This window comes from Pontibacterium granulatum (genome assembly GCF_029961155.1).
In the GTDB taxonomy this organism is placed as follows: Bacteria; Pseudomonadota; Gammaproteobacteria; order Pseudomonadales; family Balneatricaceae; genus Pontibacterium; species Pontibacterium granulatum.
The window spans coordinates 126,259-139,227 of record NZ_JASBRH010000004.1 but is presented as its reverse complement, the minus strand read 5'-3'; the positions used below and the strand labels follow the sequence as shown (position 1 = coordinate 139,227).

The following is a 12,969-nucleotide window of genomic DNA, read 5'->3' as shown; positions in this document are numbered from 1 at the left end:
TTCCCCGTCGATATCAAAAGTCGATGGGGGAATTCCCCTAAACATGGGTTGTTGAATAGGAGGAACTGGCAATGAACGGGTCTTATTCAACTCGGGTTAAATTTCCACGGAGTGCACATCGTCAACGTGGCGTTGTGATGGTTATTTTGGCCATCGGGATGTTGGCATTGATTGCGATGAGTGGTCTGGCTCTCGATAGTGGGCATATCTATTTGACCAAAACCCGCTTGCAGAATGCAGTTGATGCGGCCGCACTGGGAGCCGCCCAGGAATTAGGTTCCAGTAGCGATAGGGGGGCCGCGACTACTCAGGCAAATGTGGTTTTTTCAGACAATATGGCCGCTCCGGGGAATGGTTTGCTGGCTGACGCGTGGGCTGACGGGGCCGGCGAAATTACACTGACAGTCGAATTCTCTGACACCATCGATCCCTTCGTACCAACAACGGTTGGAGATCCTCCCTATGTAAGGGTGAATGCAACAGGCTTCACACTGGACAGCTGGTTGGTTCGGGTAGTAGGGGTTAATGAAGCGGAGGTGGTGGCCAGTGCGGTTGCCGGTCCGTCAGCAGGCCTTACAGGGGTATGCAATATCGCACCAATAATGGCGTGTGGTTGTACCCCGGGAGTCGGGGGCTGTTGTGATCCTGTAAGTGGCTGCTCCGGTGATGATTATCTTGAGGACTCCTTTCCAACCGCCCTGCCCGCTGCCGGTGAGTTAACCGTCGATCAGGTTACCGGATTAAGTTTGCCAGCGGGAACTACCAGCGAACTTGGGCCTGGTAACTTCCAGCTATTACGTCTAGGGGATAGCGTAGGTTCTAACGACCTTCGTAATGCGCTTGCTGGGAACTCGGATTTTTGTGTTGATGTGGGTGAAAGCGGTGATTGGGTGGATACAGAGCCGGGGGCAAGTGTGGACGCCGTTTCTACGGGGCTGAATTCCCGCTTTGATGGAAGCACACGATTTGATGTGCCAGCTGACTACCTGAAAGAGGAATTGCTTGAAGCAGAGAGCGACAAACTGGTCATTGTAGAAGATGCAGATGGGAATCCTCAGGTGGAAACAGAATCGGGTAATCCTCCCCCTTCTGGAGGTGTTTATGACTATGCCCAGTACGCCACGGATATGGCCAGTATAACAGACGCTGACTGTAGCGCAGTTGGTGGCGTTGGGTGTGAAAAGTGGCGGCGGATGATGGTATTACCAATTGGTAACTGCGATGGATCAATAAACGGAACCAGCTCGCCGGTTCAGATACATGCGTACGGCTGTTTCATGTTGCTTCAGCGTATCGATCATACGGGGCAACGTGCGGTATTTGGGCAGTTTGTTCCGAATCCCGGTGGGGACTCTGTTCCCGGCTGTGATGCGACAGGTGGGATAGATCCTGATCCGTCTGAATATGCACCTACAAAGATCGTTCTTTACCGAAACGCAGATAGCGGAGATTCATGATGAAACAGGTCAGAGGATCTCGAGGGTTTATACAACGGCAAAAAGGATTGGCTGCAGTTGAGTTCACCATAGCCTTACCGGTGCTGTTGTTACTTTTCTTGGCCACTGCTGAGCTAGGTAAGCTGCTGTATGACTACAACACGCTAACCAAGGCGCAGCGAAACGGGATTCGCTATCTAGCGGCGCGCGCAGTGACCGGGCAGACCGCAAATACGATAGCAAACGTTACCTATGTATCTCAAGCCCAGAATTTAGTGGTATTCGGTGATATTTCAGGGGCTGGGGAGCCGCTCTTGTCTGGATTTACGGTGGAAGACGTCGTATACGACGATCCTACGGATGATGATGTTCGCGTAACGGTGAGCTATGAATATACCCCGATGATCTTTGACTCGCTGCCCACGTTTGGTCTCGGTGATTCTATAAACCTGAACTTTACCCTGAGTTCATCGATCACGATGCGGGCGCTGTTGGGAGGATAGTTTTATGCCGACGAATAAGAATAAACAACGGGGGGCTACCAGCGTCGAGTTTGCAATTATTGGCGTCGTATTCTTCATGGTGCTTTTCGCGGTTATCGAGTTTGGCCGCTTGATGTTTGTGATGGAGACACTGGATGAGATTACACGCCGGGGTGCGCGACTGGCTGCCGTATGTCCGGTTGATGCTGCTTCAGTGTCCTTTGTGCAGAACCAGGCGATGTTTAACGGTGGCGTTGTAGCCGGATTAGAAGCCGAGATGATCAATGTGACGTTTTGGGAACAGGATGGCACAGAGGTTATTCCGGACCCCGCAGACCCCGAAAGTGCTATTCCATTAATCGATTATGTCCGGGTTGGTATTGACAACTTTCAACACCAGATGCTGATTCCAACCTTAAATTTCACGATCCCGATGCCCGACTTTAACACAACCATTCCAAGTGAAAGCCTGGGTGTACATCCGGATGGAAGCTCGGCGAGCTGTTCTTAGGGAGATGAGCATGATGAATGACCTAGTATCACATACCGTACATCAGGCCCGAATGGACCTAGGACATCGGGACTGCCAAATAATGGTTGCAAGTCGCTCTAATGAAGCGGTGGGCAACCTGCAGAAAATCTTGGAGCCATTACCGAAAACCAAAATTCATGGTCAGGTTATGGTCAATGGACACATCGATCCCCTCGAGGGACAGAGCGTTTTGCCAGACTTGCTTGTGTATCGCTTGGGTCCCAATTGGGAAGTTGAGCTGGAGGCCATCAGTGCGCGGCCTGTATCACAAAGGCCAGCGATGGTGATTGTCAGTTCAGAAAGTGACCCTCAGGTTATGCGCTCCAGTATGCAAGCTGGTGCGCGGGACTTCTTTGTCGAACCCTTTGTGCCGGAAGAGGTATTGCGCTCACTCGACCATCTGCGCGCGGAGGTTTTAGATAACTCCTCTCAGGAGGATGCGCGTATCTCTGTGGTTATGAATGCCAAAGGGGGATCTGGCGCTAGCCTGATCGCGTCAAATTTGGCGCATGCGCTGTGTCAGGAATACGAACAACAGGTGGCATTAGTTGATCTTGATCTACAGTTCGGATCACTCTCTTACTACCTCGACCTCAACCTGAAACACGGTATTAAAGAAGCGTTGGATAATGTAGATGATATCGATGCAATAGCGATGGATGGCTACTTGGTCAAGCACGAAAGTGGATTACGTGTTATGGGCGTCGAGGAAGGACGGATGATCCTTAATGATGAGGTATCCAGTGAACGGCTGAGGCATCTGATCGCACTGCTGGCGCGTATGCATCACCATGTGGTGATCGATGTACCAAGGCAAATTGACCTGATCACCTCTACGGTACTTGAGATGGCCGACCAAGTGATCGTTGTTACCCAACAAAGTATCACGCATCTGCGAGATACGGCGCGCTTGATGGATGTTCTACGTGATGATCTGGAGATTTCTGACGAAAATCTTGAGGTGGTGGTAAACCGCTTTCAGAAGAATTCTTCGATCACCCGCTCAGAGATAGAAAATACGCTAAAACAGCGCTCTCTAATCTGCGTTCCGAACGATTATAAAGTTGTGTCTGATAGCTTGAACGACGGTGTTCCACTACTCAATATTGCCCGTAAAGCGCCAATAACTAAAGCAATAATCGACCTGTGCGAAGTCGTGCGTGGTAATAGGCACGATGATGAAAATACGATCTGGGGTCGACTGTATGCGAAGTTAAAGGGAGCCTAAGCTATGTCATTGTTAAGCGATCGTCTTAATCAACTGAGGGGCAAGGATGCTCGGGAAGTCACCAGTTTAGAGACTGAAATCAAAGCTTCTGAAGAGCCAAAGGTTGAGAAAAAAGCACGTCCTAAGCTCAATATTACGATGTTGACTCCGGCCGAAGCTGAATGCAAAGAGGTCATATATAAAGAACTTCTCAAGGTTATGGACCTGTCTCTAATCGACAGCCTGGATGAAAAAGAGGCGCGCCGACAGATCCGGGAGATCTGTACTCACCTGATTTCCCAATCAAGTCAGCCCCTCAGCGCAATTTCCCGAGAGAAGGTTGTTGAGCAGATAGAAAATGAAATCATGGGATTAGGGCCCATAGAGCCATTGCTGTCCGATACGACAGTCTCCGATATCCTTGTGAATGGATACGATACTGTGTACGTCGAGCGCTTTGGTAAGCTGGAATCCTGCCCAGTGAAATTCACCAGTAACAGCCATCTGCTCAATATTATTGATCGTATTGTTTCCAGTGTTGGCCGCCATATTGACGAGTCTTCACCGATGGTGGATGCGCGATTGCAGGATGGCTCCCGAGTCAATGTGATTATTCCACCATTGGCTCTGGATGGACCGCAAATGTCGATTCGACGGTTTGCGGTAGAACTGCTCAATATGGACAACCTGATAGAGTTGGGATCTGTACCCGCACAGGTAGCCCCCATTCTGAAGGGTATTGTAAAAGCGCGGTTAAATATCCTGATATCCGGTGGTACAGGGTCTGGTAAAACCACCATGCTTAATATTCTGTCCGGATATATTCCGGAAGATGAACGTATCGTAACCATCGAAGACTCTGCTGAACTTCAGCTTCAACAACCACACGTTGTGCGGCTTGAGACAAGGCCTCCGAACATAGAGGGAAAGGGGGAAGTCAATCAGCGAGACTTGGTGAAAAACAGTTTGCGTATGCGACCTGACCGGATCGTCTTGGGAGAGGTGCGTGGCGGTGAAACGCTCGATATGTTGCAAGCTATGAATACCGGCCATGATGGATCTCTCACAACCATTCACGCTAACAGCCCTCGTGACGCACTGGGACGTGTAGAAAACATGGTATCGATGACCGGTATTAATTTCCCAACCAAAGCTTTGCGTTCCCAGATCGCTTCCGCCATCAATGTGGTGTTGCAGATTGGACGCATGGAAGATGGTCGTCGCCGTTTGCTTAGCATTCAGGAGGTAAACGGGATGGAAGGCGACATCATCACGATGTCTGAGCTGTTCCGTTTCCAGCGTATGGGACTGGATGAAGAGGGTAATGTGCTTGGCGAGTTCAAAGCGACAGGGGTGGTACCTGGTTTCCATCAGCTACTTGCCCAAAAAGGAATTAATTTGCCGCTGGAGCTTTTCGAGCCGAACTAAAGGGGGAAAGGACGATGGAAATTGAGTTAGGGCCTGTTGTGTTCTTTTCAATGGTGGGAATTGCTGTATTTCTGCTCTCTTTTGGCATCACCGTTCCGGTATTCGGTGAATCGCGTGCAACGCGTAAGCGTTTGCAAAAACGCTTGAGGAAAATCCAGAATGAATCCGATAAGCCTCCCATCAGTAATCTGTTACGTGAAAAATACTTAAAGCAATTGGGGAGTTTGGAACGGTATCTGGAAGAGCTGCCAGGGATGGAGAAGTTAGCGCGTATTATCGAACAGTCCGGGCATACAATTCTGGCTTATCGCGTAGTGTTGGCATCGTTGTTGTTGGCCGCGTTAGCGGGCGTAGTGGTGTTCATTGTTACTAAGTATTGGTGGGCGGGTGTCATAGCTGCGAGCGCCGGATTTGTCGCACCCTATCTTAAAATTTATTCGGACCGCCGTCGTAGGATGGAGCGATTTGATGAGCAGCTGCCAGAAGCAATAGATATTATCAAGCGGGCTTTGCAGGCGGGGCATCCTTTCAGTGAGTCATTGCATATTGTCTCTGAAAGCCTTGATGCGCCAATAGGTAAAGAGTTTGCAATCACCTTTGCCGATCTCAACTATGGTAACGACCTGCGTCGTGCCATGTTAGGCCTGTTGGAGCGAGTGCCCAGCATTACTTTGATGGCATTTATTACCTCAGTACTGGTGCAGAAGGAAACTGGGGGGAATCTGGCGGAAGTGCTCGATAAGATCAGTCGGGTAATTAGAGGGCGCTTCAAGTTCCAGCGAAAGGTGAAGACGTTGTCAGCGGAAGGTCGGCTGTCCGCCTGGATTTTGACGTTGGTGCCTTTTGGATTGTTTGTGATGATCTATTTTACTACGCCGGACTATCTGCCGATCTTGGCGGAAAGCTCAACTGGTCGTCAGCTAATCATCGTTGCTTGTGTAATGATGATACTGGGGATTATTTGGATCCGCCGTCTTCTGAAAATAGAGGTATAGAGCTATGGACTATTTATTAGATCTCATAAATCAATATTTTCAGAACGAAAGTTATACACGTGTGGTATTTGTCGCTCTCGCCGCCGCAGCAGCGTTGGCGTTTGCTGCCAGTCTCATGGTGCTCGTCAACTCTCTGGTATCACCGTTTGAAAATCGAAAAAGGGGGCTGACCAAAAGCTCGATAGCAGGTACTGGTGGGAATGTCGGTGCAGGCAACCGGGTGATAGAAAGTCTGGACCCACTTGCCGAGGCTCTCTTGCCTAAACGCAAGAAAGACAGTGTTAAAGTCCGTGAAAAACTGACGCATGCAGGGTTTCGCTCAGAAAGCGCCGTGAAGGATTTTTATGCGATTAGGATATTGCTGTTTGTCGTTCTCTTTGTAGTTGTTCTTTCCAGCGGTGGTTTTTTCTCGGAAATATCTACACAACAGGTTTTTTCTTACGCTGTGGCTTCTGCGGTAGGTGGGTATTTATTGCCGTCATTTGTGTTGGAAAAGCTGGCTGCTAATAGGATTAAAACCATTCACTCCAGCTTTCCGGATGCGCTGGATCTATTGGTTGTCTGTGTGGAGTCCGGTTTGGGGCTTACCGCATCGTTACAGCGTGTCGCGCAGGAACTGGATGTGAGCCACCCTGAGTTGTCAGAAGAACTTAATCTGGTGAATGTAGAGATACGTGCTGGGGTACACCGAGTGGATGCGTTAAAAAACCTTGCTTATCGCACGGGCGTTGACGATATAAAAGGTTTAGTCGCATTACTAGACCAAGCTATGCGCTTTGGTGGAAGTGTTGCCGACACTCTGCGAGTCTACTCCGAGGAATTTCGTGATAAACGAATGCAGCGAGCGGAGGAATTAGCGGCTAAGATTGGTACTAAGATGATCTTCCCGCTCACTTTCTGCTTGTGGCCAGGCTTTTTTCTGGTTGCAGTAGGCCCTGCTATTCTGAAGGTTCTTGAAGTCTTTGGTAGGTAGGGGATTGCTTGACAAGGAGTTCCAGGATGAAGAGGCTCAAGATCGATGCAATGAAGCCTAGGACTAGCCGGTGGTGGCGCTGGGTGTCGCTGATGTTTGTGGTTGGTTTGGTTGGATGTGCATCTAGCCAAAATAAGCCTGATAAGGTTGACGATAACTCCCTCTACGAGGGACGTTCTACCGTAACGTTCTCCAATTTGCCGGTTGCCGAAACCCCTGAGGAGGGGATTGCTCTTGGAGACCAACAACTTAGGGCTGGGGAATTCGACAAAGCCCTCTACATGTATATCCAGGCGATGCAGCTGGATGAAACCAACACTGAAGCGCTCTATAAGATCGGTCAAATTCACCTGGATCGGGGCTCTACAGGTAAAGCAATTCAGGCGTTCGAAGGTGTTGTTTCCCGCGATCCTACCCATATCTACGGCAATGAAGCGCTGGGTGTCATCTACCTGAAAGCTAACCGGTATGACGAGGCAAATCGCTTCTTTACTCGATCAGTGGATGCAGATCGGGTACGCATTCAGGCCAGCGTTGCAGAAGCTCAGAAATCAGATGATTTAAGCGAAGAAGAGCTTGCCGAGATCTCTAAAAGTATTGAGGCTGACCGCCAATCTCCGGCTAATGCTTATAACGGCTTGGGTGTAGTGGCGGATCTCAGGGGGGAGCATGTCAAAGCACAATCCCTTTATGATCTGTCTTTGCAGATCAGGCCGAATGCGGCAATCACCCTGAACAACAAAGGTTATTCCTATTATCTCACTAAAGAGTGGCGTAAAGCGGAAAGAGCGTATAAGGCTGCGCTCCGGGTTGATCCGAAATCCATTCAGGCCTGGCGTAATCTGGGGTTGTTGTATGCCCGTCAGGAGAATTATGTGTCGGCTCTGACCGCGTTTGAACAGGTGATGGACAGCGCCAACGCCCATAATGATATTGGTTATATCTGCCTGCTGGAGGGCAAATACCAGCGGGCCGAATACTACTTTGAACGTGCCATGACATTGTCACCAACTTACTATGAAAAGGCACATGAAAATCTTAAGTTGGCCCAGCGCTTGCGCGATAGTCAGCTCACGCAAGTGACCCCTAAACCGAAGACGCCAAACTAGTAAAGTTGGCCCACAATAATCAGTTTTAAGGCCTTCATCTGAATTTTTCCCTGATATCGTAGCGGTGCTGTAGCATCCGCTGCGATAACGGGATTCCTTCTGGATACCTCGCGCAGTTTGCGATCTCACGGCAGCGACAGACTCGATTGGCCTTTGAATATGCCAATATCCCGTCAATCTAAGAGCGCCTAATTTATTTTCTTTTGTTCGTGAATTTGAGAAGCGGCCCTTTCCGTGCCATGCTGAACCTCAGCGAAGCAACAGGCGGATGACTATGGGCCTGGATATCGAGCGATCTGAATTTACGGAAGCGGACTACCGTAGTTTCAGAAATCAGTTGCAGGGCAACTTGCAGGCACTGCAGCAGTTGCTGAATCGGCCGGGGTTTGGTGAAGGAGAAGCCACCATCGGCGCTGAGCTGGAGATGTATATCGTCGACCAGCAGGCACGCCCTTTGTTTGTTAATCAGGCGTTGCACGCGGATGTGGACGACGATCAGCTGGCGTTGGAACTCAATCGCTACAACCTGGAATATAACCTTTCACCGGTACCTGCTTTAGGTGCGCCTTTCTCTGCGCTTGAACACGAAGTACTGGATGCCCTGAGTCGCTTGCAACAGGCAGCGGATCCCTACGGTGGGCAAGTGGTGCCGATCGGTATTCTGCCGACCCTGAAACGACGACATTTTGGCCCTCATGCCATGACTGATCTGCCTCGCTTTCACGCCCTGACTGAAGCACTGGCGCAGATGCGTGGCGAACTGTTCTGTATCCGGATTAATGGGCCTGAAGCGATTTCGTTGCGTTCCCGTGATGTGACCTTAGAGGGTGCCAATACCTCAATGCAGTTACACTACCGGGTTTCACCGGATCGCTTCGCAGACCTGTTTAATGCCATGCAGCTAGCCACACCGGTGGTGTTGGCAATCGCAGGGAACTCGCCGTTTATGCTTGGACAGCGGCTTTGGCATGAAACCCGGATACCTCTGTTTAAGCACGCCATCGATGGGCGTACCCGCGATGTCCGTGAGGCGCACATTCCATCGCGTGTCAGTTTTGGTCACGGCTGGGTGCGCCACGGTGCCTATGAACTTTTTGCCGAGGCGGTCCACTTGCACGAACCGATCCTGCCGATCACCAATGGTGAGGACGCCGAAGCCGTGCTGGCCGCAGGAAAAATCCCGTCATTGTTTGAGCTGCGTTTACATCAGGGAACGGTCTGGCCCTGGAATCGACCGGTGTTTGATGATGCCGATGGTGGCCACTTACGTATCGAGATGCGGGCGTTACCTGCTGGCCCTACGCCTTGTGACATGATGGCTAACGCGGCCTTGCTGATCGGTTTGGCAGAAGGGTTGAGTGAGAGTATTGAAGGACGTATACCCGCGATGCCGTTTCAGGCAGTAACCCATAACTTTTACCGTGCGGCGGAAAAGGGGATGAATACTCGGCTGCTCTGGCCAGAGGCCGATGTACACAATCCTTTGGGTACCTATCCGGCCCTAGAGCTGGCAAAAGCGTTGCTGCCGGTCGCACAGGAAGGGCTGCATAGCATTGGGGTGTCTGATGCGGAAAGTAACCGGTATCTGGGCATTATTCGGCGCCGTATCGAGAAACGTCAGACCGGTGCCTGTTGGCAGCTGAAAACCTTTAAGCGATTGTTGAATACCGAACTACGGCATCGGGCTCTCACGCTGATGATGAAACGCTACATCGAGCACGCCCGAGAGAATAAGCCCGTATCAGACTGGACATAATTCTGAATGGATCAAATTTGGTGAACATCTCCGACGAACCGATTCTCTGTATTCATAATCCGCACCCGGAGACGATTGCCCATACGGTAGAGGGATTCCTCAACCAGCTGGGTGGTCCGGTGATGATCTCTGTAGAGGGGAAGGATACCAGTCGTACCCGTGCAATCTGTACATTGCTGCACGGTAATGAACCCTCTGGCCTGCGGGCTGTGCATCGCTGGTTACGCAGCGGCGGTACGCCGGCGGTCAACATCATCTGTTTTATTATCTCGGTAAAGGCGGCCCTGACCGAAGAACTGCACAAACACCGTATTTTGCCAGGGCAGCGGGATATGAATCGCTGTTTTGCGCCGCCTTATGACGACTACAACGGGCGTATTGCAGAGCATATGTTGGATCTGGTCGACAGTTATCAACCTGAATGTATGATCGATATCCACAACACCTCGGGGATGAGTCCGGCGTTTGGTGTGGTGACCCATGAAGATCCGGCCCACGAGGCGTTGATCGCCCTGTTTACCCATCACCTGATCGTGACCGATCTCAAATTGGGGGCACTGATGGAGATCAGCAGCAGTAACATGCCGGTGGTTACCGTGGAATGCGGTGGCGCAAATGATGAGCGTTCTGATCAGTTGGCTGTCGACGGTTTGGCGCGTTACCTGTTTGAGGGCCACGTGCTCAAATTGCCCAATGAGGGGGTGGAGATTGAGCTTTACCGCCACCCAGTGCGTCTGGAGTTGCACCCGGACAGCCTGATCGATTTTTCTGATGAGCCCGTGCCGGATATGGATTTGACGGTGCCGAAAGATCTGGAGCAGCACAATTTTGGTACCGCTCCGGAGGGTACCCTGATCGGCTGGTTAGGGGAGCGTTGCGGTACCCGGATTTTGCGCGTGCAGAATGCGATTGGGCGGGATATGTTCTCTACTTTTTTCCACGTGGATGGGCAGAAACTCTACACTGCTCGCCCGCTCAAGCTATTTATGATCACCAGTAACCGCGCCATTGCGCTGAGTGACTGCCTGCTCTATGCCTCTTTCGAGCGTGAATATACCTACCTGAAAAGCTGATTAATCTGCTTCGCGGGCGAGAATAGCCACCCCCTGACGGTAGCCCAGGCCTCCGTTACCATGCACTGCCCCCAGAGGGATCTCACCGCTAGTCAGTTTCTGATACATGCAGATCAGGCCGTTGAGCGCCGGGTTGTTCCAGGGTGCGCGTGCTAGGTTCATACCGCCGGTGACGGTGATTTCGTACTCTTTCAGAAAGGCAGGAATGCGTTCGATACGCTTAACCAGGCCTGTTTTTAGCAAGAATGCCATCGGTACCACCGGATAGCAGGTATAGGTGTCCAGCAACGCCTCGCCGTGCATAAAGATATCGCGGAAATCCAAGTTCGCCAGTGTGCAAGCTTGTCGGTATGCGGCTTCCATGTGGTCGTAGCGCGCGATGCTGTCGATCGCCTCTTTGCCATCTAGCGGTAAGCGACCCAATCCCACACCTTTCACGGCCACACGCTGTTGCTGTGGAATCTCCAGAGCGGCAGTTGTTTTGTCGTCACACACCAGAACCGCACCGGTGAAGTCGACCAGTGGGTTGGCACAATCGACGCCACGGAACAGTGGGGTGATGCGCTCAAACCAACGGGTGCCTGGGGTTGCCTGACTTGCATCTACGGCATCATCTTTGGAGGCTAGGTTGTTCAGGTAGGTGCGCTGGTAGTTTTCGAAAAGCGCTTCGGCGGTCGCACAGAAGGTATCGGCATCGATCTGCTGATGCTGGATAAACTGCTGGGCAACATCGTCGTAAGCCTGGGTAAGCGGGTAATCCTCACCGTATACGGCCATCAGTTGTAAGCGTTCGTCACGTGGATAACCGGACTTGATCAGGTCTTCGCCACGTATCACAACTGCTGGAGTCCCTTCTGAGATCAGCTTACGTGCGCGCTCAAGTGCTTCGATTGGGCCACAACCACTGCGGAAGTAGTCGGGTTGTTCGGGAGCGTTCCAGTCGCTGTTCAGCGGCTCAATATTGAGCGTATGGGGAGTGATTCCCAGCGTGTTGAGCTGCTGGATGCGTTCTTCAACCGACGCCATTGATCCGTCGCCGTCTGAGATCTTCGCTGCTGCAACCAGATAGGCCTGCGACATGTGTTGCTCTCCCCATAGTGAGTGAATGGGCCAGTTTATCAGGGATAGTACCTATTTTGAAATGCCGCCGTGGTTGTTTTTTGATCGTTTGTTATTTCGCGACTGTGTTGCGGGGCGTCGTATGAGATTAAAGCCTGCTAGGCTTAATGAATAGCAAACGGGGAAACAGGGAATATATCTTGGGTCATTTCGCTAGGGTGTATTCGTTGGGTTCCCAAGGGGGATCATATGACCGACCGTCAGCAGATGCTGCAGGATATCGCCCGGCTTGCCCGCCTGACTGCAGCAGAAACCGAGCGCGGACGTTTTACCACAAAGGTCATGGCAGCCGTGGGTTCTGTAAAACGCGAGCAGTTTGTGCCTGAAGGCGTCGCGATTGAGGCGTACGAGAACATTCCCCTGCCTATCGGCTACGAACAGACTATCTCTCAACCCTATATTGTTGCTCTGATGACAGACCTTCTGGATACAGAGGCAGACCAGGTTTGCCTGGAGGTCGGTACGGGGTCGGGATATCAGGCGGCGGTCTTGTCGCAGTTGGTCGCTAAGGTATACAGCATTGAGATCATTGCGCCTTTGTATCGAGAAGCCTCGGAACGGTTACGGCGCCTGCACTATGACAATGTAGAGGTGATGTTGGGTAACGGTTACCTGGGTTATCCCGAGGCTGCACCGTTCGACAGGATCATAGTCACGGCGGCGGCAGAAGAGGTGCCTCCTGCGCTGTTGGAGCAGCTAAAGCCGGGAGGACGGATGATTATCCCTGTAGGGCCGGAATACGGCGGTCAGGTGCTTTATCAGGTTGATAAGGACGACACCGGAATGATCGAATCTTCTCCGGTGCTGGATGTGCGGTTTGTACCGCTGATTCAGGGCAGTGACCTGTCGATGTGATCGC

Annotated in this window: 12 protein-coding genes; 11 read left to right on the top strand and 1 reads right to left on the bottom strand. The window is 51.4% G+C overall.

Going from position 1 to position 12,969, the window contains the following annotated elements; all coding sequences use genetic code 11:
- Nucleotides 1-137: 137 nt before the first annotated feature.
- From QKW35_RS05365 to QKW35_RS05320, 10 genes are all read left to right on the top strand, one after another.
- On the top strand, nucleotides 138-1,457 hold the full coding sequence (locus tag QKW35_RS05365) for a pilus assembly protein TadG-related protein (RefSeq protein ID WP_282351297.1): 1,320 nt from the start codon (nucleotides 138-140) through the stop codon (nucleotides 1,455-1,457).
- Nucleotides 1,454-1,939: a TadE/TadG family type IV pilus assembly protein gene (locus QKW35_RS05360; RefSeq protein WP_282351296.1), complete on the top strand. Its 486-nt coding sequence runs from the start codon at nucleotides 1,454-1,456 to the stop codon at nucleotides 1,937-1,939. Before QKW35_RS05365 ends, QKW35_RS05360 begins: the two co-directional genes overlap by 4 nt.
- 4 nt (nucleotides 1,940-1,943) lie before the next feature.
- The gene (locus QKW35_RS05355) at nucleotides 1,944-2,429 is read left to right on the top strand and encodes a TadE/TadG family type IV pilus assembly protein (RefSeq protein WP_282351295.1); all 486 of its coding nucleotides are present in this window, start codon (nucleotides 1,944-1,946) and stop codon (nucleotides 2,427-2,429) included.
- A gap of 82 nt (nucleotides 2,430-2,511) precedes the next feature.
- Nucleotides 2,512-3,678 (top strand): CpaE/TadZ family protein, encoded by a 1,167-nt coding sequence (locus tag QKW35_RS05350; RefSeq protein ID WP_282351293.1) that lies wholly within the window; start codon nucleotides 2,512-2,514, stop codon nucleotides 3,676-3,678.
- A gap of 3 nt (nucleotides 3,679-3,681) precedes the next feature.
- Complete coding sequence (locus tag QKW35_RS05345; RefSeq protein WP_282351292.1) at nucleotides 3,682-5,085, top strand: TadA family conjugal transfer-associated ATPase; 1,404 nt, start codon at nucleotides 3,682-3,684, stop codon at nucleotides 5,083-5,085.
- Nucleotides 5,086-5,099: 14 nt separating this feature from the next.
- The gene (locus QKW35_RS05340; RefSeq protein WP_282351290.1) at nucleotides 5,100-6,080 is read left to right on the top strand and encodes a type II secretion system F family protein; all 981 of its coding nucleotides are present in this window, start codon (nucleotides 5,100-5,102) and stop codon (nucleotides 6,078-6,080) included.
- 4 nt (nucleotides 6,081-6,084) lie between these two features.
- Nucleotides 6,085-7,053, top strand: coding sequence for a type II secretion system F family protein (locus tag QKW35_RS05335; RefSeq protein ID WP_282351288.1), 969 nt, complete (start codon nucleotides 6,085-6,087; stop codon nucleotides 7,051-7,053).
- A 26-nt stretch (nucleotides 7,054-7,079) separates the two neighbouring features.
- Nucleotides 7,080-8,162 (top strand): tetratricopeptide repeat protein, encoded by a 1,083-nt coding sequence (locus QKW35_RS05330; protein ID WP_282351286.1) that lies wholly within the window; start codon nucleotides 7,080-7,082, stop codon nucleotides 8,160-8,162.
- Nucleotides 8,163-8,436: 274 nt separating this feature from the next.
- The gene (locus QKW35_RS05325; RefSeq protein WP_282351285.1) at nucleotides 8,437-9,918 is read left to right on the top strand and encodes a glutamate-cysteine ligase family protein; all 1,482 of its coding nucleotides are present in this window, start codon (nucleotides 8,437-8,439) and stop codon (nucleotides 9,916-9,918) included.
- A 20-nt stretch (nucleotides 9,919-9,938) separates the two neighbouring features.
- Nucleotides 9,939-10,991, top strand: coding sequence for a M14 family metallopeptidase (locus QKW35_RS05320; protein ID WP_282351284.1), 1,053 nt, complete (start codon nucleotides 9,939-9,941; stop codon nucleotides 10,989-10,991).
- On the opposite strand, the gene QKW35_RS05315 is transcribed toward QKW35_RS05320, so the two are convergent.
- On the bottom strand, nucleotides 10,992-12,071 hold the full coding sequence (locus QKW35_RS05315; protein WP_282351282.1) for a hypothetical protein: 1,080 nt from the start codon (nucleotides 12,069-12,071) through the stop codon (nucleotides 10,992-10,994).
- A gap of 228 nt (nucleotides 12,072-12,299) precedes the next feature.
- Between QKW35_RS05315 and QKW35_RS05310 the strand changes: the two genes are divergently transcribed.
- Nucleotides 12,300-12,965 carry a protein-L-isoaspartate(D-aspartate) O-methyltransferase gene (locus tag QKW35_RS05310; RefSeq protein ID WP_282351281.1) on the top strand — a complete coding sequence of 222 codons (666 nt, stop codon included), beginning with the start codon at nucleotides 12,300-12,302 and terminating at the stop codon, nucleotides 12,963-12,965.
- The last annotated feature ends 4 nt before the right edge of the window (nucleotides 12,966-12,969 follow it).

What these genes read in the sequence shown, in the direction of transcription:
- QKW35_RS05365 (WP_282351297.1), top strand. Translation starts at nt 138, where the DNA reads ATGGTTATTTTGGCCATCGGGATGTTGGCATTGATTGCGATGAGTGGT.
- QKW35_RS05360 (WP_282351296.1), top strand. Translation starts at nt 1,454, where the DNA reads ATGATGAAACAGGTCAGAGGATCTCGAGGGTTTATACAACGGCAAAAA.
- QKW35_RS05355 (WP_282351295.1), top strand. Translation starts at nt 1,944, where the DNA reads ATGCCGACGAATAAGAATAAACAACGGGGGGCTACCAGCGTCGAGTTT.
- QKW35_RS05350 (WP_282351293.1), top strand. Translation starts at nt 2,512, where the DNA reads ATGGTTGCAAGTCGCTCTAATGAAGCGGTGGGCAACCTGCAGAAAATC.
- QKW35_RS05345 (WP_282351292.1), top strand. Translation starts at nt 3,682, where the DNA reads ATGTCATTGTTAAGCGATCGTCTTAATCAACTGAGGGGCAAGGATGCT.
- QKW35_RS05340 (WP_282351290.1), top strand. Translation starts at nt 5,100, where the DNA reads ATGGAAATTGAGTTAGGGCCTGTTGTGTTCTTTTCAATGGTGGGAATT.
- QKW35_RS05335 (WP_282351288.1), top strand. Translation starts at nt 6,085, where the DNA reads ATGGACTATTTATTAGATCTCATAAATCAATATTTTCAGAACGAAAGT.
- QKW35_RS05330 (WP_282351286.1), top strand. Translation starts at nt 7,080, where the DNA reads ATGAAGAGGCTCAAGATCGATGCAATGAAGCCTAGGACTAGCCGGTGG.
- QKW35_RS05325 (WP_282351285.1), top strand. Translation starts at nt 8,437, where the DNA reads ATGGGCCTGGATATCGAGCGATCTGAATTTACGGAAGCGGACTACCGT.
- QKW35_RS05315 (WP_282351282.1), bottom strand. Translation starts at nt 12,071, where the DNA reads ATGTCGCAGGCCTATCTGGTTGCAGCAGCGAAGATCTCAGACGGCGAC.
- QKW35_RS05310 (WP_282351281.1), top strand. Translation starts at nt 12,300, where the DNA reads ATGACCGACCGTCAGCAGATGCTGCAGGATATCGCCCGGCTTGCCCGC.